We start from the raw sequence: 18,454 nt of genomic DNA, 5'->3' as shown, positions 1-18,454 counted from the left end.
CGTTTGGACAAAATTAAGGATTGACACATTTTTTCCGGACGCTATAATACGCCCCATTCCCCGATAGCTCAGTCGGTAGAGCGACGGACTGTTAATCCGCAGGTCCCTGGTTCGAGCCCAGGTCGGGGAGCCAGAATTTTGAAGCCCGAACTTGAATGTTCGGGCTTTTTCATATTTGCACGTCCGGCGTTCGGAATGCGGCGAGATAGGTTTTCCAACGGTTTCGCGGTAAAATTCCGCCTGTCTGATTTCGGTTTCTTGTTATGTCCATCAAAATCCTGATTATTTCTCCCAGTTGGATAGGCGACTGCGTGATGACCCAGCCCTTGTTCCGCCGTTTGAAGGAACTTCACCCCGGTTGCACGATTGATGTGTTCGCACCGAAGTGGTCGATGGCGGTGTTTGAGCGTATGCCTGAAGTGAATGAGATTCTTGAAAATCCGTTCGGACACGGTGCGTTGGAGTTGAAACGCCGCTGGCGGGTCGGCAGGGATTTGGGGCGGCGCGGATACGATCAGGTTATCGTGTTACCGGGTTCTTTGAAATCGGCAATCATCGCGCTGGCAACGGGTATCGGAAAAAGAACGGGTTATGTCGGCGAAAGCCGTTATTTTCTGTTGAACGATGTACGCAGGCTGGATAAGGAACGTCTGCCTTTGATGGTGGACAGATATACGGCTCTCGCGCATCAGAGTCAGGAAGATTTTGACGGGCATTCGGGATTCCCCGAGTTTTCCATTGATGAACGGCGGCGGGAAATTTCTGTCGAAACTTTCGGTTTGAATCTTGGAAAGCCTGTTCTGGCTTTTTGTCCGGGTGCGGAATTCGGGCCGGCAAAGCGTTGGCCGACAAGGCATTTTGCCGAGTTGGGCAAACATTATTCGGCGGCGGGTTGGCAGGTTTGGCTGTTCGGTTCGCAAAAAGATGATGAAATCGCCGAGGAAATCAACCGCCTTTCAGACGGCATGTGTGTGAATTTATGCGGTAAGACCGATTTGTCTCAGGCAATGGACTTGTTGTCGTTGGCAGATACGGTTGTGTGTAACGACAGCGGGCTGATGCACTTGGCGGCAGCTTTGGGCAGGAAGGTAGTGGCGGTTTACGGTTCTTCCAGCCCGACGCATACGCCACCTTTGAGCGATAAGGCAAAAATCGTCAGCCTACACTTGGAATGTTCGCCCTGTTTCAAACGTGAATGTCCGTTGGGGCATACCGACTGCCTCAACAGGCTGTATCCAGAGAAGATTGTGCAGGCGGTTGAAGAGGCGGTATGATGGGTTCTGTTTTCGGGTTTATGCCGTCTGACGGCGGATATTGATAGGATGTTTATGGCTATTGCGAACAATAAAAAAGCATTTCACGATTTTTTCATTGAAGACCGGATTGAAGCCGGTTTGGTCTTGGAAGGCTGGGAAGTCAAAGCAATCCGCGCCGCGCGCGTACAGCTTAAAGAGAGTTATATCTATTGGAAAAAAGATGCGTTTTATCTGGTCGGCTGCCATATTACCGCGTTGCCCACAGCCTCGACACACATCAAACCTGATGCCACACGCCCGCGCAAGCTCTTGTTAAAACAGTCGGAAATCAACAAATTAATCGGAAAAACGGAACGTGCCGGTTACACTATCGTGCCACTGGATTTGCATTTTTCACGCGGAAAAATCAAGATGGAAATCGGTTTGGCAAAAGGTAAGAAACAGCACGACAAACGCCAGAGTATGAAAGAGGCGGATTGGAAACGCGAGAAACAGCGGTTGATTAAGCATACGCGCTGATGGGGGATGCGGTTTCAGACGGCATTTGAACAATGCCGTCTGACGGTTGTTTAGACAATGGTGTTGAAATACGAAACGGAAAAACAGGGCGGTTGCCCTGTTTTCTATTTGCGTAAAAGATGCGGATGACGGGAAGCGGAAAAACGGAAATGCCCGTCCTTGGCGAAATCGTAAACGTTGCTGACTGCCCTGATATGGTGGGGTGGTTCTTTTCCTTGTTTCAGACGTTCGCGCGCTATTCTCCGTAGTTTCCGGTTGGCAAGGCGTTTGTCCAGTTTTTCGCTGACTGCCGTGGTTATAGGGGAAAAGGGGTGTTTTCTGTAACTTTTACTCATGATGGTCTCCCAGGTTGAAATACCTAGGTTTCCTTGAGTGCGATTCCGTACTTTGTCTTCATTAAAGTTTCCGTGATGTTTGAAATATATTTAGTAAATGCTGACCAGTACATTGCTATTTGAATGCCGGGCGGTTTTGTAAAAATTGCCGATTTTGTAAAAGTAGTCGGTAATTTCTTCTTTTATATCATCAATTTCATCTTTATAATCCCAAATGTCGGGGTAGATATGATGCTCTTTGCACACCTGCATACTGAAATGCTCCATTGCGCTTTTTATGTCGAAGCCTTCCAAAGCCGAGATGATTTCATGGATTTGGGCGGATTCGATATAAGCGGCGTATCCGTCGTCGTCCGAAATGGGTGCCGTTCCGACGATTGATTCGGATAACAGATTGCCCTTTAAGGGATTTTCTGCACTTGTTCCGGTCAGTACAAAATGCAAAACATCCCACATTTTATCGATGTCGAGGCAGACGGCAGCCTCATCCTCTAAATCTTCCAGTTCTTCAAACAATTCTTGCCATTCGGTATCGGTGTTTTTAAGCAAAGCCAGTTTTTCATTATCGACCAGTTGATAGGTTGCTGTCATTCCCATGATATTTCCTATAATTTCATTTTGAATCAGTTATTTATGGAAGAAGTTTGCCCGGGTTCATGATGTTATATGGATCAAGGTGTTGTTTGATGTTTTTCATCAGGGCGATTTCGGCAGGGGTGCGTACTTTGTCCAGCCACTGTTTTTTGATGATACCTATGCCGTGTTCTGCGGCAACTGTACCATTGCAGGCAAGAACGTTGCAATAGACTGTGCTGTTGATGTCGTTTTCGTAACGATAGACTTCATTGCTGAGGATTTCGGGCAGGAAAGTATTGTAGTGCAGGCTGCCGTCGCCCAGATGTCCGAAGCAGACGATTTGTATGCCTTTGAAATTCTGTTCCAAATCTTTGGCGCACCGGCGGACAAAGTCGGCGACGCGCCCGATAGGAACGGCAATATCGTGTTTGATGCTGGTGCCCAGTTTGCGTTGGGAGGCGGAAATGTTTTCGCGCAGTGTCCACATATTTGCACGTTCCTGTTCGGATTGTGCCAATACGCTGTCGGTAAAGCCTTTTTCGTACAGGAACTCGGCAAGTTGTCCGTCAAGGTTGCCGTTTGGCAGAGAGTCGGTCAACTCAAGTAAAATATGCCATTCTGAATGTGTCGGCAGGGGGAGTTTGCTGAATTCGGAAGACAACTCGGCGGCAAAACGGCCGATCAGTTCAAAACTGCATAGGCGTTCGGCAAAGTGCGCTTGGGTTTCGGTCAGCAGGCGGATGGCGGATTCGATGTCGGGTATGCCGACCCATGCCGTTGCCTTGTCCGAGGGACGGGCAAAAAGCTTGAGCGTGGCGGCAGTGATGATGCCCAGTGTGCCTTCGCTGCCGATAAACAGATGGTGCAGGTCGTAGCCGGTGGTGTTTTTATGCAGGGGATGGAGATGGGAAACCAGTTCGCCGTTGGGGAGGACGACTTCCAAACCGATAACCAGGTCGCGCATCGTGCCGTAACGCAATACGTTCAAACCTCCGGCATTGCAGGCGATGTTGCCGCCGATTTGGCACGAGCCTTCGCTGGCGAGACTGAGTGGAAACAGCCTGTTTGAGGCTTCGGCTGCCTGTTGGACGGTTTGGAGTACGGAACCTGCTTCGACGGTTATGCAGTTGTCTGACAAATTGATGCTGCGGATGCGGTTGAGTTTGGAAAGGTTCAGCAATACGCCGTTTTCCGATACTGCCGCGCCGCACAAACCGGTATTGCCGCCTTGCGGCGTAACCGGAATACGGTGTTTGTAACAAAAGCGCATAATGGTTTGCACGCTTTCGACGCTGCGCGGCTGCAAAATGATGTCTGGTGCAGACGTAAAGCGGTTGCGCTGGTCTTTTAAAAGTGCCGGAGAGGGTTCGGCAATCTCGTCTGCCGGCAGGAGTCGGGAAAATTCGTGATGCAGGTCAAGCATATTCGGGAACGCAATGAGAGGATGTAAACGCGGGCGGATGCCGTCTGAAAAAAATCAAGGGGGTGTTTTAAGATGCTGCCGGCCTGCTTATATTAAGATACCGGGCAGGCATTGTTTATTATTTGGCATGATGGTTTAATTGATTGAACCAAAATAACTTTATTTAAGCCCGTCTGTTTTTTCAACACGATTGTGAAACACAGCTAAAATCAAAAAAGCAGGATACAGAACGTATCCTGCTTTTTTGCAAGCGGTAAATGCTTATTTTGCAGCTTCAGATGCGGCAGGAGCTTCGGCAGCGGGAGCTTCGGTAGCGGGAGCTTCAGCGGCAGGAGCTTCGGTAGCGGAAGCCTCGGAAGCAGGAGCTTCAGCGGCAGGAGCTTCGGCAGCGGTAGCTTCAGCGGCAGGAGTTTCAGCAGCAGCAGAAGCCTCAGCGGCAGGAGCTTCAGCGGCAGGAGCTTCGGCAGCGGGAGCTTCAGCGGCTTTTTCTCCGCCGCAGGCGGCCAGGGCCAAAGACAACAAAGCAGCGGCAAACAGGGATGTTTTCATTTTAGTAACCTTTAAAATCAATTTAAATTATTGAAACAAACCGGTCTTCATTGACCGTACTACAAACTGGGTTGGAAATTCATTGCTGAATTTCGCGTAATTATGCACCATGAAATAAGGGATTGCAATGTCGTACAGATGGGAAAAAAGGTTTGAATGAAAAGTTTTCTCGCGGGCGGATTGATAAATCCTGTAAAACGGTTTTGCTGTTAAAAATTCGATAGGGATGAATATTATAGAGATTAATATAATTCAGTATCTTGTATGATTTATTAAGGCAGATTGGGGAAGTCGGCAGACAGGTCTGAATGGTTTTTAAGAATGTTGTAAAAAAGTTACACTGCAATAAAATAACAAAAATTTACATTGAAATATGTGCTGTACAGTTTATGAACAGGTTAACGGTAATCGGCCGGCGCGGCGGTTGTGTTAGAATGCGCCTGTAATCAATCTGCTGTTCCTGAAAGGACAAATATGGCTATCGTGAAGAATTCCGTGGTTTCGCTGCATTATGAGATGTATGATGCCAACAATCAGCTTTTGGACAAAACCGAAGAACCGATTGCGTATCTGCACGGCGGTTACGACGGCATTTTCCCTTTGGTGGAAGAGGCGTTGCACGGTAAGGATGCCGGCGATACGGTCGATGTGGCGCTTTCGCCCGACGATGCGTTCGGCGAGCAGGATCCGGAGTTGGTCCGTATTGAAGATGTGGGCGTGTTCCCTGTTGAAGTCGAAGTCGGCATGATGTTTGAAGCTGACGATCCTGAAACCGGCGATGTTGTCGTCTATCGTGTAACCGATGTTGCCGACGGCAAGGCGGTGGTGGACGGCAACCATCCTTTGGCAGGCATGAAAATCCGCTTTAAGGCTACGGTTGAAAGCGTGCGCGATGCATCCGATGAGGAAATCGCACACGGTCATGTCCACGGTCCGCACGGTCATCACCACCATTGATTGCCGGCAGCTTGGAGGTATCTGATGCCGTCTGAAAAGGGTTTGTTCCGTTTCAGACGGCATTTTGTTTGATGGATGGAGAAGGTATGTCGGTTGGGCATTATGAGAATTTTCCCGTCGGTTCGCTGATTTTGCCGCGCAGGTTGAGGAAGCCGGTTCATGCGGTGTATGCGTTTGCACGGACGGCGGACGATATGGCGGACGAGGGCAGTATGCCGTCTGAAGCCAGGTTGGCGGGGTTGGATGCTTTGCGGCGCGAGTTGGACGTGTTGGCATCGGGCGGCCGGTCGGCGCATCCTTTGATTGCACGATTGGATGCCGAGGCGGTTGTGCCGTTCGGTTTGGATTTGCAGCCGTTTTATGATCTGCTTTCGGCGTTTTCTCAGGATGTGGTTAAAACAAGGTATGTAAATTTCGGCGAGCTGGTCGATTATTGCCGACGTTCTGCCAATCCTGTCGGACGCATTATGCTGGCTTTGTACGGGAAAACGGATGCGGTGTGCGTGGCGCAAAGCGACGGCATCTGTACGGCTTTGCAACTGGTCAATTTTTGGCAGGATGTGGCTGTGGATTGGCAAAAGGGCAGGGTTTATATCCCGCAGGACGATTTGTTGAAATTCGGTGTTTCCGAAGGACAGATTGCGGAGGGTAGGGCGGATGCGGCGTTTCAGCGGCTGATGGCGTATGAGTGCCGGCGCGCATTCCGTATGCTGAAGGCGGGTTCCCCCTTGGCAAAGGAATTAAAGGGGCGAATCGGTTTGGAACTCCGTATGATTGTGTTGGGGGCGCAGTTGATTTTGCAGAAACTGGACGCGTGCGGCTACGATGTGTTTGCACAACGTCCGGTTTTGGATAAGAAGGATTGGTTGATTATGTTGAAACGCGCGTTGTGGAAATGATTGGGGGGAAAATGAATGCCGTCTGAAAGGGGTTGTTCCTCTTCAGACGGCATTTTGCAGGCGGTTGGTATGGTCAGGCGATTTCATGCGGGTTCAACCTGGCTTGATCTTCTGCACCCAAGCCGATGAGTTTGCGCAGTCGGGTCATGTAGAAATTGACATCCAAACCGGTGCCGTAGCGTTGCGCCGTCCACAGTGTTTCCGCCAGTGCCTCCATCATTTCGTGTTCGGCTTCCAGCCAGCCGCGTTTGGCGCACAGTGCCTGATGGATGGCGCGTATGCCGTGCGGCTGGTCTATGCCCGCCTGTTCTTGGACGGACAGATGCAGCGACATATGCAGGAAGGGATTGCTTTCACCGTTTTCGGGCAGCCAGTCGGTGTCCAGATGGTCTTCGATGCGTTCGAGATAGCGGTGGTATTCGGGATGGGCTTCGACAATGCGGAGGGCTTTCTGTTCCAGTGCGCTCAGTTGCAGCGGATTGAGCCGCTGCTCCCACACGCGGGCGAAAAAGCGGCGGACATCGTGGGTGTTTACATCGTACATAATGTGTTCGGCAAAAAATGCGTATAGGCTGGGACAATGGGGGTTTTACATAAATTAAATCTTACCGTCAACCTTACCTTTTATAATATGGACAAATTATTTGTCTGAAACGGATTCGATTATGAAAAAACTGATTTGCCTGTTCGCCGTATTTTTGATGTTGTGCGGACGGGCTTTCGCGCTGGATGCGAACGATCTGCTACCGCCGGAAAAGGCATTCGTGCCGGAGCTTGCCGTTGCCGACGACGGTGTGAACGTCCGTTTCAAGATTGCCGACGGGTACTATATGTATCAGGCGAAAATCGTCGGCAAGACCGATCCGGCGGATTTGTTGGGACAGCCTTCTTTCAGCAAGGGTGAAGAGAAGGAAGACGAGTTTTTCGGCAGGCAGACGGTTTACCATCACGAAGCGCAGGTTGCCTTTCCTTATGCAAAGGCTGTCGGCGAACCGTATAAATTGGTTTTGACCTATCAGGGCTGTGCCGAAGCCGGCGTGTGCTATCCGCCCGTAGATACCGAGTTTGATATTTCCGGCAACGGCACTTACCATCCGCAAACCGACGAACCGGCATCCGCCAAAGACCGCTTTTTGCAGCCTTCCTCTCAAAACGGCAGCGGGGCGTTGCCGCCCCCGAAGGGGGATGAGGGCGGCGACAGCCGTTTCAAGCTGTCTTGGGATACGCTCAACGCCAATCTTTTGGCGTTTTTTCTCGCCGGTTTGGGTCTGAGTTTTACCGCCTGTATGTATCCCCTGTTGCCGATTGTTTCCAGTATTGTGGTCGGCGACAAAAAGGCGGGCAAGGCGCGGGCGTTTGTGCTGTCCGTCGTTTATGTTCAGGGTTTGGCTCTGACTTATACGCTGGTCGGCATTGTTGCCGGACTGACGGGCGCACTGCTGACCGTATGGTTGCAGCAGGCTTGGGTGGTGTTGGCGGCATCGGCTTTAATGGTCGTCTTGGCACTGTCTATGTTCGGGCTGTTCAACATCCAGCTTCCCAACGCCGTGCAGTCGTATTTTCAGAATCAAAGCAGCAGGCTTTCAGGCGGTAAAATCGTTTCCGTCTTTATTATGGGCATATTGTCCGCGCTGATTGTCGGGCCGTGCGTCGCCCCACCGCTGGCATTTGCTTTGGGCTACATCGGTCAGACGGGCGATGCGGTTTTGGGCGGTTTGGCACTTTACACTTTGGCGTTGGGCACCGGCGTTCCGCTGATTGCCATCGGCACGTTCGGCGGGCATATCCTGCCTAAGGCGGGCGATTGGATGAATGCCGTCAAATACGCATTCGGCTTCATCCTGCTAGCCGTCGCCGTTTACCTTGCCACACCGCACTTGCCCTATTATCTCGTCGTCGCGCTGTACACGCTGCTGATGCTGGTTCCTGCCTTTATGCTGCTGGTCAACGGACGCAGGCAGAAACGCCGTCCGAAAGCTGCGGCATTCGCATTGGGCGGCATATTGCTGATAGGCGGCGCGTGGTTCAGCTGGCAGGGCGCAAACGGCAAAACGACCGCGCTGCACCATTTCCTGACCCTCAATCCGCCGGCCGAAGCAGGAAAATCTTCGGAACACGGCAAAATGTTTGCCGATACTGCCGCGCTGAAGGCAGCGATGGATACGGCGTTGAAAGAACATCCCGACAAACCCGTCGTTTTGGATTTTTATGCCGACTGGTGCATTTCCTGCAAAGAAATGGCGGCATACACGCTCAATCAGCCGGAAGTGCATCAGGCGGTCGATATGGAACGCTTTTTCCAAATCGATGTAACCGCCAACACGCCCGAACATCAGGCGTTGTTGAAAGAATACGGTCTGTTCGGGCCGCCGGGCGTGTTTGTCGTCCGTGCGGACGGCAGCCGCAGCGAACCGCTGCTGGGTTTTGTCAAAGCAGACAAGTTTGTCGAATGGTATGAACAAAACCGCTGATTCCGATGTTTCAAATGCCGTCTGAATGTTCAGACGGCATTTTTGTCAGAAAGGAAAACGGCAATATCCGCTATACACACGGAAGCAGTCCAAAGATGTGAAAACTATGTGTATAAGTCGGTTTGATTATTGAAATTAAAAGATAAAAATACAATGATTAAAAAATAGGCATAAGAAAAGATAAACACAGCCGGTGTTTGCCGGTGTGTGTATCTTTTGTGGGTAAATGTTTTAAGAATATGTATTTTATAGAGAATAATAGACTGATTAAAAAATAGTCAGTAATCCGGCAGGAATGTGTGCTGGCAAACGTAATGCCTCGGCGGCGTAAAGTGCCGTATCGTTCGGACGCAGGGGGCAGAAAAAAAACTGCCTCCGTTTCCGGAGGCAGTTCGCGTGAGGATAAAACCTTACAAGCCGCTCAAACGGGCGGTATCGTGGGCAATCATCAGCTCTTCGTTGGTCGGAATGACCACGGCAACGGCTTTGCTGTCGGCAGTGGTAATCACGCCGGCGTTGCCGAAGCGGGCTTTCAGGTTGGCTTCTTGGTCGATGTTCAGACCGAGGAAGCCCAAGTAGCCGATCACGCGTTCGCGGATGATGTCGGAGTTTTCGCCGATGCCGCCGGTAAAGACCAGTGCGTCCAAGCCGCCTGCGGCAACCGCCATACTGCCGATGTATTTGGCAAGGCGGTAGATAAACATATCCAAGGCCAATTTCGCGCCTTTATGCCCCTTGGCGGCTTCTTCTTCAATGGTGCGGCAGTCGTTGGACAGGCCGGAAATGCCGAGCAGGCCGGATTTTTTGTTCAGCATTTCGGTGATTTGGGAGATGGTCATATTGGCGTTTTCGGCGAGGAAGCCGAATACGGAAGGATCGATGTCGCCGCTGCGCGTACCCATTACGAGGCCTTCCAGCGGTGTCAGGCCCATGCTGGTGTCGCGTGATTCGCCGTTGGCGACGGCGGTAATGGATGCGCCGTTACCCAGGTGGGCGATGACCATGTGCAGGTCTTTTTTGTCTTTGCCGAGGAAGCGTGCGGTTTCGTCGGCAACGAAGCGGTAGCTGGTACCGTGCGCGCCGTAGCGGCGCAGGCCGTATTTTTCATAGTATTCTTGCGGAATGGCGTATTTGTAGGCGTGTTCCGGCATGGTTTGGTGGAAGGCGGTGTCGAAAACGACGACGTTGGGCAGGCCTTTGAAAATGCTTTGTGCGGCACGCAGACCCAAGAGGTGGGCGGGGTTGTGCAGAGGGGCGAGCGGGATGCATTTTTCGATGCCGGCAATGACTTCGTCGTCAACGAGGATGGATTCGCTGTACAGCTCGCCGCCGCTGACGACGCGGTGGCCGATGGCGCCGATGCGGCTGTCGAGGCCGTGGGCTTTGAGTTCTTCCATCAGAGCTTCGACTGCGCCGGTGTGGTCGGGCTTGGCAGACAGGTCGACTTTGTGTTTTTCGCCGTTTACTTTGAATGTGATGTACGCGTCGGGCAGGTTGAGTTTTTCGGCAAGGCAGCTGAGCAGGACTTCGCCGCTATTGTTATCTAAGACTGCACCTTTGAGGGACGAGCTGCCGCAGTTCAAAACCAAGATTAATTTTTGGGACATTTTCTAGCTCCGGAAAGTTTCAGACGGCATGGGAGTCGGACCCGGATACTAACCAAGTCCCGTGCCGAATCCGTTTTGCTTTCCTTGACGGGAAAGTAGTGGGGCCGGCTGAAACGGTTGATGAATAAAAACGCGCTATTTTATCAAAAAACAGTTGCGGCTGCTTGGCTTAATCGGGAGTTTGCGTGAAAATGGCGGAAGTCGGGTATTTTGACGGGGAAGGGAAAATATGCGGTATGTCGGTATTTTTCAAGGTTGCGGAGAGGATTCTTTGCGTTTTTCCCGTTCAAGCTGGTACATTTGCCCTGTTTTTAGTTGATGCCGTCTGAAAAAAGGCGGGTGGGAAATTTATGCATTATTTCAGTATTCATGACCAATCGGGACAGCATATAGGTTTCTTTGTCTTGCTTGCCGACGATGAGTCGGAGGCGCGGCCGCAGAGCGGACGTTTTGCCGTTAAATTGGAAGATGGGGCGGGCAACCATGTCCTTTCGCCGTTCGGTCAGACGGAAGTCCCCCAGTATTGGCGTGTCGTCAAAGACCGTATCGAGCTGTTTTTTGACGAAGCGGCCGTAGGGACTTTGCGCAATGAGTATTTGAACGTGTCGGGGCAGACTTTTATTCTGACCGACCTGACCGGAGCGGTGTGATGGAAAGTATGTTTATACTGGTGCCTATCAGCATTATTTTGGCATTTGTTATCGGCTGGTTTTTTTGGTGGTCGGGTAAAAACGGGCAGTTTGACGACTTGGAAGGGCCGGCGCACCGCATTCTGATGGATGATGATTCGACAAGTAAACTGGCTGAAAGAAAAGAGGAAAAAGATGAGTGCTAAGGGAGGGGGGCAGCCTTTGTTCCGCAGCCGCCGTTTTGCCCCGCTTTTTGGCACGCAGTTTCTCGGCGCGTTCAACGACAATGTGTTCAAAACCGCGCTGTTTGTGATGATCAGCTTTTACGGTTTGGGAAAAAACGGCTTCCTGCCTGCAGGACAGATGTTGAATTTGGGTGCATTGCTGTTTATCCTGCCGTATTTCCTGTTTTCTGCACTGTCGGGACAGTTGAGCAATAAATTCGACAAGGCTGTTTTGGCGCGTTGGATTAAGGTGCTGGAAATTATCATTATGGCAGTGGCGGCATACGGGTTTTATATCCGGTCTGCCCCGCTGCTTTTGGCCTGTCTGTTTTGCATGGGTGCGCAATCGACGCTGTTCGGCCCGCTGAAATACGCCATCCTGCCGGATTACCTCAACGACAAAGAGCTGATTATGGGAAACAGCCTGATTGAATCCGGTACGTTTATCGCCATCCTGTTCGGTCAGATACTGGGGACTGCAGTGGCAGGTGCGCCGCCTTATATTGTCGGGATGCTGGTTTTGCTGGTCGCCGTCGGAGGCACGGCCGGCAGCCTGTTTATGCCGTCCGTACCCGCCAAGGCAGCCGATACACAAATCGAGTGGAATATTGTCCGTGGCACAAAATCCCTGCTTCGTGAAACGGTGCGGCACAAGCCCGTTTTTACCGCCATTATCGGTATTTCGTGGTTTTGGTTTGTCGGAGCGGTTTATACCACGCAACTGCCGACCTTTACCCAAATCCATTTGGGCGGCAACGACAATGTTTTTAACATGATGCTTGCCCTGTTTTCCATCGGTATTGCCGCCGGTTCGGTACTGTGTGCCAAGTTCGGCAGGGAACGGCTGATGTTGGCTTGGGTAACGGTTGGTGCGTTGGGTTTGACGGTTTGCGGCCTGGTTTTGGTGTGGCTGACGCACGGACACCGTTTTGAAGGGCTGAACGGCATTTTTTGGTTTTTATCGCAAGGATGGGCATATCCCGTGATGGCGGTGATGACGCTGATCGGCTTTTTCGGCGGCTTCTTCTCCGTTCCGCTCTATACCTGGCTGCAAACCGCCAGCAGCGAGACTTTCCGCGCCCGCGCCGTTGCCGCCAACAATATCATTAACGGTATCTTTATGGTTGCCGCCGCCGTTTTGAGCGCGGTGCTGCTGTTTTTGTTTGACAGCATTTCACTGCTGTATCTGATTGTCGCCTTGGGCAATATTCCGTTGGCGGTATTTTTGATTAAGCGCGAAAGGCGGTTTTTAGGCGTGGCGGCAATCGGGGAAAAACGGTAAATGCCGTCTGAACAGCCTGCACCGAAATACACAATACGCCTGCCCAATGTTGTGAACACGCTGTGAATAAGTGGGTTTGCCCATTGAAATGAAAACGAAAAAATACTTTGATTAAAAGATAAGCAATTCACAAAGATAGAAGAAAGACACCGATATGACGACACGCCAAATCATCCTCGATACCGAAACCACCGGCCTGTATGCCGACGGTGGCGACCGCTTGGTCGAGTTTGCCGGTCTGGAAATGGTCAACCGCCAAATGACCGACAAAAACCTGCACCTTTATGTCCACCCCGAGCGCGATATGCCTGAAGAGGCGGCACGCGTCCACGGCTTGACGATACAGGTTTTGGAAGAGAAAAATGCGCCGCCGTTTGCAGAGGTCGGCAGGCAGATTGCCGATTTTCTGCGCGGTGCGGAACTGATTATCCACAATGCCAAATTCGACGTGGGTTTCCTCAATATGGAGTTCCGCCGGATGGGGTTGCCGACTGTCGAGGAGCTCGGCTGTACCGTTACCGATACCTTGGCGATGGCGCGCGAAATGTTCCCCGGGCAGAAAGCCAGCCTGGATGCCCTGTGCAACCGTTTTTCCGTCGACCGCAGCAAGCGCGTCCTGCACGGCGCGCTGATTGACTGCGAGCTTTTGGGCGAAGTTTATTTAGCGATGACGCGGCGGCAGTTCGACCTGATGGGGGAGGACGAAAAGGAAGAACCGGCAGCCCAACCTGTTGCATCTGCCGAAATGAAACGCAGTGCCAAGCTGAAAGTGGTTAAGGCGGATGAGGCCGAACTGGCGGCGCACGAAAAATACCTCGACGGCTTGGGCGAGTCCTGTATTTGGCGCAAGGAGGCCGTGCCGTCTGAAAACGGCGGGGAAAACGCATGAAGCGCAAAAATATCGCGCTGATTCCCGCCGCCGGCATCGGGGCGCGTTTCGGTGCGGACAAACCCAAGCAATATGTCGAAATCGGCGGAAAAACGGTTCTGGAGCATACGGTTTGCATTTTTCAAAATCATCCGTCTATCGATATGACGGTTGTCATCGTATCGCCGGAAGATGTCCTTGCCGATGGTTTTCAGACGGCATTTGCCGGTGTGGAAGTCTGGAAAATCGGCGGGCGGACACGTGCCGAAACTGTCCGCAACGGTGTGGAAAAACTGTTGGAAACCGGCTTGGCATCGGCGGATGACAATATTCTGGTACACGATGCCGCCCGATGCTGCCTGCCGTCTGAAGCCCTGACGCGTTTGATAGAACAGGCGGGCAACGCTGCCGAAGGCGGAATTTTGGCAATTCCCGTTGCCGATACGCTCAAGCGCGCAGAAGGCGGACAAATCAGTGCTACTGTCGACCGTTCGGGGCTTTGGCAGGCACAAACGCCGCAGCTTTTTCAAGCGAGTTTGCTGCACCGCGCATTGGCTGCGGCAAACTTGGAAGGCATTACCGATGAAGCGTCCGCCGTAGAAAAACTGGGTGTGCGTCCGCTACTGATACAGGGCGACGTGCGCAATTTGAAATTGACGCAGCCGCAGGACGCATACATCGTCAGGCTGCTGCTCAATGCCGTCTGAACTTCAATTCAAAACATCAGGAACACAAACGATGATGAACATCCGTATCGGACAGGGCTACGATGTCCACCAACTGACCGAAGGCAGAAAGCTGATACTCGGCGGAGTTGAAATCTCATTTGAAAAAGGGCTGATCGGACATTCCGATGCCGACGCGCTGTTGCACGCCATTACCGACGCGCTGCTCGGCGCGGCAGGTTTGGGCGATATCGGCAGCCATTTCCCCGACACCGCCGCAGAGTTCAAAGATGCGGACAGCCGCGCCCTTTTGCGTGCGGCGTATCAAAGCGTTCAGGCGCAGGGTTGGCAGGCGGCCAATGTCGATACGACCGTGATTGCACAGAAACCCAAACTCGCGCCGCACATTCCGCAAATGCGTGCCAACATCGCCGCCGATTTGGGCATAGACATTTCGTGCGTCAACATCAAAGGTAAAACCAACGAAAAACTCGGCTATCTCGGGCGGATGGAGGGCATAGAGGCGCAGGCGGCGGTATTGCTGGTACGCATTTGAACGCGGCGGGCAGGACGTGCAAAAAAATGTTAAGATGGCGGCTGTTTGTTGATACGGTTTCCCAAAGGACAAAAATATGACGACACAAGACGAACTCAAGCGCATTGCAGCGGAAAAGGCAGTCGAATTCGTACCTGAAAACGAATATATCGGCATCGGTACCGGTTCGACCATCAATTTCTTCATCGAAGCCTTGGGCAAAAGCGGTAAAAAAATCAAAGGCGCGGTTTCGACCTCCAAAAAATCCGGCGAACTGCTTGCCCAGTACGATATTCCCGTCGTTTCTTTGAACGAAGTATCGGGGTTGGCGGTCTATATCGACGGTGCGGACGAAGTCAACCACGCCCTGCAAATGATTAAAGGCGGCGGCGGCGCGCACCTCAACGAAAAAATCGTCGCCAGCGCATCCGAAAAATTCATCTGCATTGCGGATGAAAGCAAATATGTTTCACGTTTGGGCAAATTCCCTCTGCCCGTGGAAGTCGTCGAAAGCGCGCGTTCCCTTGTTTCGCGCAAACTGCTCGCTATGGGCGGACAGCCCGAACTGCGTATCGGCTACACCACGTTTTACGGCAACCAAATCGTCGATGTCCACGGCTTGAATATCGACAAACCGCTGACGATGGAAGACGAAATCAACAAAATCACCGGCGTACTCGAAAACGGAATATTCGCCCGCGATGCCGCCGATGTGTTGGTTTTAGGTACGGAAGAGGGCGCAAAAGTCATCTATCCCTGCCAAGGGTAATCCTGACGTTAAGATGCCGTCTGAAATCCGGTTCCGATATGTTCAGACGGCATCGGCATTTGAAAAATATGCAGATTAAAAAAATCATGAAATGGCTTCCCGTCGCCCTGTCGCTTTTGGGTGCGTTGGGTTATACGGGGTACGGCAGCGAGGCGGTGCGGACGGCGGTTGCCGTACTCGACGTACTCGGCGCGGCAGGGGACGCGGGTTCCGACGCGCCCGCCCGCCGACGGGCATCGGCGAAATCCGGCCACCGCTATACAGGCACGGTGTCCAAAGTCTATGACGGAGACACCCTTCACGTTATCGACGGCGACGGCGCGAAACACAAAATCCGGATGGCGTATATCGATGCGCCGGAGATGAAACAGGCTTACGGCACGCGTTCGCGCGACAACCTGCGTGCGGCGGCGGAAGGCAGGAAAGTCAGCGTCCGCGTGTTCGACACCGACCGCTACCAGCGCGAAGTGGCGCAGGTTTCTGTCGGCAAAACCGATTTGAACCTGATGCAGGTGCAGGACGGGGCGGCGTGGCATTATAAAAGTTATGCTAAAGAACAGCAGGATAAGGCGGACTTTGCCGATTATGCCGATGCCCAGATGCAGGCGAAAAAAGACCGAAAAGGCTTGTGGAAAGCTAAAAATCCGCAAGCGCCGTGGGCGTACCGCCGGGCAGGCAGGAGCGGCGGGGGCAATAAGGATTGGACGGATGCCGTGGGCGAATGGTTGGGCATTTGGTAAAGACACCGCACGGCTTTGAACGGCAAATGCCGTCTGAAAACCGCGCGTCCGGCATTTTTGCGGAAACGCGCAACCGCCGTCTGCCGCGATAAAAAAGTTCAGGCAGTGGTTTTTACGGTAAAATGGCGGATTATTTTGCAACGGCGGCAGTTCCGCCGGTTTTTGATACGGACGGTATATGGATTTTCGTTTTGACATTATTTACGAATACCGCTGGATGTTCCTTTACGGCGCACTGGCGACCTTGGGGCTGACGGTCGTAGCGACGGCGGGCGGTTCGGTATTGGGGCTGTTGTTGGCGTTGGCGCGCCTGATTCACTTGGAAAAAGCCGGTGCGCCGATGCGCGTGCTGGCGTGGGTGCTGCGTAAGTTTTCCCTGTTGTACGTTACCCTGTTCCGGGGTACGCCGCTGTTTGTGCAGATTGTGATTTGGGCGTATGTGTGGTTTCTGTTTTTCGTCAATTCTTCAGACGGCATTTTGGTCAGCGGCGAGGCGGCAGTCGAGCTGCGTCGCGGATACGGCCCGCTGATTGCCGGTTCTTTGGCACTGATCGCCAACTCGGGGGCGTATATCTGTGAGATTTTCCGTGCGGGCATCCAGTCTATAGACAAAGGGCAGATGGAGGCGGCGCGTTCTTTGGGTATGACTTATCCGCAGGCGATGCGCTATGTGATTCTGCCGCAGGCATTGCGCCGTATGCTGCCGCCTTTGGCAAGCGAGTTCATCACGCTCTTGAAAGACAGCTCACTGCTGTCGGTCATTGCCGTGCCGGAGTTGGCCTATGTTCAGAAAACGATTACGGGCCGGTACTCGGTTTATGAAGAACCGCTTTACACCGTCGCCCTGATTTATCTTCTGATGACGACTTTCTTAGGCTGGATATTCCTGCGTTTGGAAAAACGTTACAATCCGCAACACCGCTGATTGGAGTCATATCAACAAAAAGCTGCCCCGGTATTCATTTGAGGCAGCTTTTTTGTGGCAAATTTACATTCAAAGAGAAAACGCCCTATGCCGTCTGAAAGTCTTTCAGACGGCATCTGTCAGCCTCACGCAAGAGGGAATCCCATCTGTTTGGTTTCAATTTTTTGGGGTGATGTATGAGCCGTCATTCCCGCGCAGGCGGGAATCCTGTCCGTTCGGTTTCCGTTGTTTTTGAGTTTCGGTTTTTCCGATAAATTTCTGCGGTTTCCGGTTCCGGATTCCCGCTTTCGCGGGAATGACGAATCCATCCATACGGAAACCTGCACCACGTCATTCCTACGAACCTACATCCCGTCATTCCCACGAAAGTGGGAATCCAGAACGTAAAATCTGAAGAAACCGTTTTATCCGATAAGTTTCCGCACCGACAGACCTAGATTCCCGCCTGCGCGGGAATGACGGCGGCGGCGTTTCAGTTATTTCCGATAAATTCCCGTGGCTTTGGATTCCCACTTTCGCGGGAATGATGGCGGATGGTTTCTGTTTTTTTGATAACTTCCTGTGATTTTGGATTTTTGGATTCTTAAATATTGTCTATTCTGACTTCAATCATGGTATTATTCCGTACAGACGTTGGAAAAGCGGTGATAATCTCGATACCGCAGCCTGCCCTTTAGGGTGTCCGAGAGCGTGTGCAAGTGAATTCGAGCCTTGCCCAACGTCTATTTCAATACTTCTTTCCCCTTCGCAATTTCTTTTTCATCCGCCAGGCGGAACGAATCCAAAAAAATCCCATCATACTGCGGCAGATATTTCAACACCTTGTTTCAAGACGGCAGAAATATTGCCTATTCGGCATCAATCATGATATTATCCCGAAAAGGCTACTAAAAAAGCGGTGAATTTGTCTGCCCTCCGCAGCACTTATGCAGTCTTCAGACTGGGATTGGTATCCGTTACATAAGCGAGAGTGTGTCGGGATTGCAGTCCGACTTAGTAGCCTTTTTTCATTTCATAGCGTTTCTTACTTTTCACAATTTCTTTTTCATCCGCCAAGCGGAACGAATCCAAAAAAATCTCATCATACTGCGGCAGATATTTCAACACCGCTATCAATCTGTATTTTTCGTTCCATTCCAACGGCTTCCCGAGTAAAACAAAACTTTCTTTTCCTCTGCTGTTGTCATAAAAAATATATTCGGGCTCATAAATCAGATCGGGGAGC

Annotated in this window: 22 protein-coding genes and 1 tRNA gene; 16 read left to right on the top strand and 7 right to left on the bottom strand. The window is 51.8% G+C overall.

Annotated features, from left to right (window positions below):
- Positions 1 to 57 precede the first annotated feature (57 nt).
- The 3 genes from ACNAU7_RS04175 (at position 58) to smpB (ending at position 1,775) form a co-directional block, all read left to right on the top strand.
- Positions 58 to 133, top strand: a tRNA-Asn gene (locus ACNAU7_RS04175).
- Between the two features lie 130 nt (positions 134 to 263).
- The gene (gene waaF / locus ACNAU7_RS04170) at positions 264 to 1,274 is read left to right on the top strand and encodes a lipopolysaccharide heptosyltransferase II (RefSeq protein WP_416300927.1); all 1,011 of its coding nucleotides are present in this window, start codon (positions 264 to 266) and stop codon (positions 1,272 to 1,274) included.
- 54 nt (positions 1,275 to 1,328) lie between these two features.
- Positions 1,329 to 1,775, top strand: a complete 447-nt coding sequence (gene smpB, locus ACNAU7_RS04165; RefSeq protein ID WP_019273200.1) for an SsrA-binding protein SmpB — start codon at positions 1,329 to 1,331, stop codon at positions 1,773 to 1,775.
- 104 nt (positions 1,776 to 1,879) lie between these two features.
- Here smpB and ACNAU7_RS04160 read toward each other — a convergent pair whose 3' ends face one another.
- The 4 genes from ACNAU7_RS04160 to ACNAU7_RS04145 form a co-directional block, all read right to left on the bottom strand.
- Positions 1,880 to 2,110 (bottom strand): hypothetical protein, encoded by a 231-nt coding sequence (locus tag ACNAU7_RS04160; protein ID WP_416300924.1) that lies wholly within the window; start codon positions 2,108 to 2,110, stop codon positions 1,880 to 1,882.
- A 90-nt stretch (positions 2,111 to 2,200) separates the two neighbouring features.
- Positions 2,201 to 2,701, bottom strand: a complete 501-nt coding sequence (locus ACNAU7_RS04155) for a YfbM family protein (protein WP_416300922.1) — start codon at positions 2,699 to 2,701, stop codon at positions 2,201 to 2,203.
- Between the two features lie 40 nt (positions 2,702 to 2,741).
- Entirely contained in the window at positions 2,742 to 4,109 is a 1,368-nt protein-coding gene (locus ACNAU7_RS04150; protein WP_416300920.1) for an FAD-binding oxidoreductase, read from the bottom strand.
- Positions 4,110 to 4,370: 261 nt separating this feature from the next.
- On the bottom strand, positions 4,371 to 4,658 hold the full coding sequence (locus ACNAU7_RS04145) for a hypothetical protein (RefSeq protein WP_416300918.1): 288 nt from the start codon (positions 4,656 to 4,658) through the stop codon (positions 4,371 to 4,373).
- A 474-nt stretch (positions 4,659 to 5,132) separates the two neighbouring features.
- On the opposite strand from ACNAU7_RS04145, the gene ACNAU7_RS04140 reads away from it, so the two are divergent.
- Both ACNAU7_RS04140 and hpnC read left to right on the top strand, forming a co-directional pair.
- On the top strand, positions 5,133 to 5,615 hold the full coding sequence (locus ACNAU7_RS04140; RefSeq protein WP_002243293.1) for an FKBP-type peptidyl-prolyl cis-trans isomerase: 483 nt from the start codon (positions 5,133 to 5,135) through the stop codon (positions 5,613 to 5,615).
- A gap of 86 nt (positions 5,616 to 5,701) precedes the next feature.
- On the top strand, positions 5,702 to 6,514 hold the full coding sequence (gene hpnC / locus ACNAU7_RS04135; protein ID WP_416301069.1) for a squalene synthase HpnC: 813 nt from the start codon (positions 5,702 to 5,704) through the stop codon (positions 6,512 to 6,514).
- 73 nt (positions 6,515 to 6,587) lie between these two features.
- Here the strand turns inward: hpnC and ACNAU7_RS04130 are convergent, their stop codons facing one another.
- The gene (locus ACNAU7_RS04130; RefSeq protein ID WP_416300916.1) at positions 6,588 to 7,058 is read right to left on the bottom strand and encodes a DUF1841 family protein; all 471 of its coding nucleotides are present in this window, start codon (positions 7,056 to 7,058) and stop codon (positions 6,588 to 6,590) included.
- A gap of 121 nt (positions 7,059 to 7,179) precedes the next feature.
- Between ACNAU7_RS04130 and ACNAU7_RS04125 the strand changes: the two genes are divergently transcribed.
- A complete protein-coding gene (locus tag ACNAU7_RS04125; protein ID WP_416300914.1) occupies positions 7,180 to 8,985 on the top strand; it encodes a protein-disulfide reductase DsbD in 1,806 nt (601 codons plus the stop codon).
- 410 nt (positions 8,986 to 9,395) lie between these two features.
- Here ACNAU7_RS04125 and ACNAU7_RS04120 read toward each other — a convergent pair whose 3' ends face one another.
- Complete coding sequence (locus ACNAU7_RS04120) at positions 9,396 to 10,592, bottom strand: acetate kinase (RefSeq protein WP_416300912.1); 1,197 nt, start codon at positions 10,590 to 10,592, stop codon at positions 9,396 to 9,398.
- Positions 10,593 to 10,942: 350 nt separating this feature from the next.
- Here ACNAU7_RS04120 and ACNAU7_RS04115 point away from each other — a divergent pair, with 350 nt between their 5' ends.
- The 10 genes from ACNAU7_RS04115 to ACNAU7_RS04070 all read left to right on the top strand — a co-directional run bounded on the left by ACNAU7_RS04115 (position 10,943) and on the right by ACNAU7_RS04070 (position 17,229).
- Complete coding sequence (locus ACNAU7_RS04115; RefSeq protein ID WP_003674790.1) at positions 10,943 to 11,242, top strand: HLGFF motif protein; 300 nt, start codon at positions 10,943 to 10,945, stop codon at positions 11,240 to 11,242.
- A complete protein-coding gene (ccoS, locus tag ACNAU7_RS04110; RefSeq protein ID WP_003674787.1) occupies positions 11,242 to 11,427 on the top strand; it encodes a cbb3-type cytochrome oxidase assembly protein CcoS in 186 nt (61 codons plus the stop codon). The genes ACNAU7_RS04115 and ccoS overlap by 1 nt, the downstream gene beginning before the upstream one ends.
- Positions 11,417 to 12,727, top strand: coding sequence for an MFS transporter (locus ACNAU7_RS04105; protein ID WP_416300909.1), 1,311 nt, complete (start codon positions 11,417 to 11,419; stop codon positions 12,725 to 12,727). Before ccoS ends, ACNAU7_RS04105 begins: the two co-directional genes overlap by 11 nt.
- A gap of 154 nt (positions 12,728 to 12,881) precedes the next feature.
- Positions 12,882 to 13,616, top strand: a complete 735-nt coding sequence (gene dnaQ, locus ACNAU7_RS04100; protein ID WP_416300907.1) for a DNA polymerase III subunit epsilon — start codon at positions 12,882 to 12,884, stop codon at positions 13,614 to 13,616.
- Complete coding sequence (gene ispD / locus ACNAU7_RS04095; protein WP_211709473.1) at positions 13,613 to 14,302, top strand: 2-C-methyl-D-erythritol 4-phosphate cytidylyltransferase; 690 nt, start codon at positions 13,613 to 13,615, stop codon at positions 14,300 to 14,302. The genes dnaQ and ispD overlap by 4 nt, the downstream gene beginning before the upstream one ends.
- A 31-nt stretch (positions 14,303 to 14,333) precedes the next feature.
- Positions 14,334 to 14,816, top strand: coding sequence for a 2-C-methyl-D-erythritol 2,4-cyclodiphosphate synthase (gene ispF, locus ACNAU7_RS04090; RefSeq protein ID WP_416301067.1), 483 nt, complete (start codon positions 14,334 to 14,336; stop codon positions 14,814 to 14,816).
- A gap of 76 nt (positions 14,817 to 14,892) precedes the next feature.
- Entirely contained in the window at positions 14,893 to 15,564 is a 672-nt protein-coding gene (gene rpiA, locus ACNAU7_RS04085) for a ribose-5-phosphate isomerase RpiA (protein WP_416300904.1), read from the top strand.
- A gap of 68 nt (positions 15,565 to 15,632) precedes the next feature.
- Entirely contained in the window at positions 15,633 to 16,304 is a 672-nt protein-coding gene (locus tag ACNAU7_RS04080; protein WP_416300902.1) for a thermonuclease family protein, read from the top strand.
- A gap of 15 nt (positions 16,305 to 16,319) precedes the next feature.
- Positions 16,320 to 16,499, top strand: a complete 180-nt coding sequence (locus ACNAU7_RS04075) for a hypothetical protein (RefSeq protein WP_118815410.1) — start codon at positions 16,320 to 16,322, stop codon at positions 16,497 to 16,499.
- Positions 16,483 to 17,229, top strand: coding sequence for an amino acid ABC transporter permease (locus ACNAU7_RS04070; protein WP_118778305.1), 747 nt, complete (start codon positions 16,483 to 16,485; stop codon positions 17,227 to 17,229). Before ACNAU7_RS04075 ends, ACNAU7_RS04070 begins: the two co-directional genes overlap by 17 nt.
- Before the next feature lie 993 nt (positions 17,230 to 18,222).
- Here the strand turns inward: ACNAU7_RS04070 and ACNAU7_RS04065 are convergent.
- The gene (locus tag ACNAU7_RS04065) at positions 18,223 to 18,369 is read right to left on the bottom strand and encodes a hypothetical protein (RefSeq protein ID WP_240002727.1); all 147 of its coding nucleotides are present in this window, start codon (positions 18,367 to 18,369) and stop codon (positions 18,223 to 18,225) included.
- Positions 18,370 to 18,454 lie beyond the last annotated feature (85 nt).

The organism is Neisseria sp. LACPHL-SPEC-2024-00856, from assembly GCF_047915665.1.
In the GTDB taxonomy this organism is placed as follows: Bacteria; Pseudomonadota; Gammaproteobacteria; order Burkholderiales; family Neisseriaceae; genus Neisseria; species Neisseria polysaccharea.
The sequence above is the reverse complement of the archived record's forward strand: the minus strand, read 5'-3'. Positions and strand labels throughout refer to the sequence as shown.

Coding starts and splice junctions, on each gene's coding strand:
- waaF (WP_416300927.1), top strand. CDS start 264: ATGTCCATCAAAATCCTGATTATTTCTCCCAGTTGGATAGGCGACTGC.
- smpB (WP_019273200.1), top strand. CDS start 1,329: ATGGCTATTGCGAACAATAAAAAAGCATTTCACGATTTTTTCATTGAA.
- ACNAU7_RS04160 (WP_416300924.1), bottom strand. CDS start 2,110: ATGAGTAAAAGTTACAGAAAACACCCCTTTTCCCCTATAACCACGGCA.
- ACNAU7_RS04155 (WP_416300922.1), bottom strand. CDS start 2,701: ATGACAGCAACCTATCAACTGGTCGATAATGAAAAACTGGCTTTGCTT.
- ACNAU7_RS04150 (WP_416300920.1), bottom strand. CDS start 4,109: ATGCTTGACCTGCATCACGAATTTTCCCGACTCCTGCCGGCAGACGAG.
- ACNAU7_RS04145 (WP_416300918.1), bottom strand. CDS start 4,658: ATGAAAACATCCCTGTTTGCCGCTGCTTTGTTGTCTTTGGCCCTGGCC.
- ACNAU7_RS04140 (WP_002243293.1), top strand. CDS start 5,133: ATGGCTATCGTGAAGAATTCCGTGGTTTCGCTGCATTATGAGATGTAT.
- hpnC (WP_416301069.1), top strand. CDS start 5,702: ATGTCGGTTGGGCATTATGAGAATTTTCCCGTCGGTTCGCTGATTTTG.
- ACNAU7_RS04130 (WP_416300916.1), bottom strand. CDS start 7,058: ATGTACGATGTAAACACCCACGATGTCCGCCGCTTTTTCGCCCGCGTG.
- ACNAU7_RS04125 (WP_416300914.1), top strand. CDS start 7,180: ATGAAAAAACTGATTTGCCTGTTCGCCGTATTTTTGATGTTGTGCGGA.
- ACNAU7_RS04120 (WP_416300912.1), bottom strand. CDS start 10,592: ATGTCCCAAAAATTAATCTTGGTTTTGAACTGCGGCAGCTCGTCCCTC.
- ACNAU7_RS04115 (WP_003674790.1), top strand. CDS start 10,943: ATGCATTATTTCAGTATTCATGACCAATCGGGACAGCATATAGGTTTC.
- ccoS (WP_003674787.1), top strand. CDS start 11,242: ATGGAAAGTATGTTTATACTGGTGCCTATCAGCATTATTTTGGCATTT.
- ACNAU7_RS04105 (WP_416300909.1), top strand. CDS start 11,417: ATGAGTGCTAAGGGAGGGGGGCAGCCTTTGTTCCGCAGCCGCCGTTTT.
- dnaQ (WP_416300907.1), top strand. CDS start 12,882: ATGACGACACGCCAAATCATCCTCGATACCGAAACCACCGGCCTGTAT.
- ispD (WP_211709473.1), top strand. CDS start 13,613: ATGAAGCGCAAAAATATCGCGCTGATTCCCGCCGCCGGCATCGGGGCG.
- ispF (WP_416301067.1), top strand. CDS start 14,334: ATGATGAACATCCGTATCGGACAGGGCTACGATGTCCACCAACTGACC.
- rpiA (WP_416300904.1), top strand. CDS start 14,893: ATGACGACACAAGACGAACTCAAGCGCATTGCAGCGGAAAAGGCAGTC.
- ACNAU7_RS04080 (WP_416300902.1), top strand. CDS start 15,633: ATGCAGATTAAAAAAATCATGAAATGGCTTCCCGTCGCCCTGTCGCTT.
- ACNAU7_RS04070 (WP_118778305.1), top strand. CDS start 16,483: ATGGATTTTCGTTTTGACATTATTTACGAATACCGCTGGATGTTCCTT.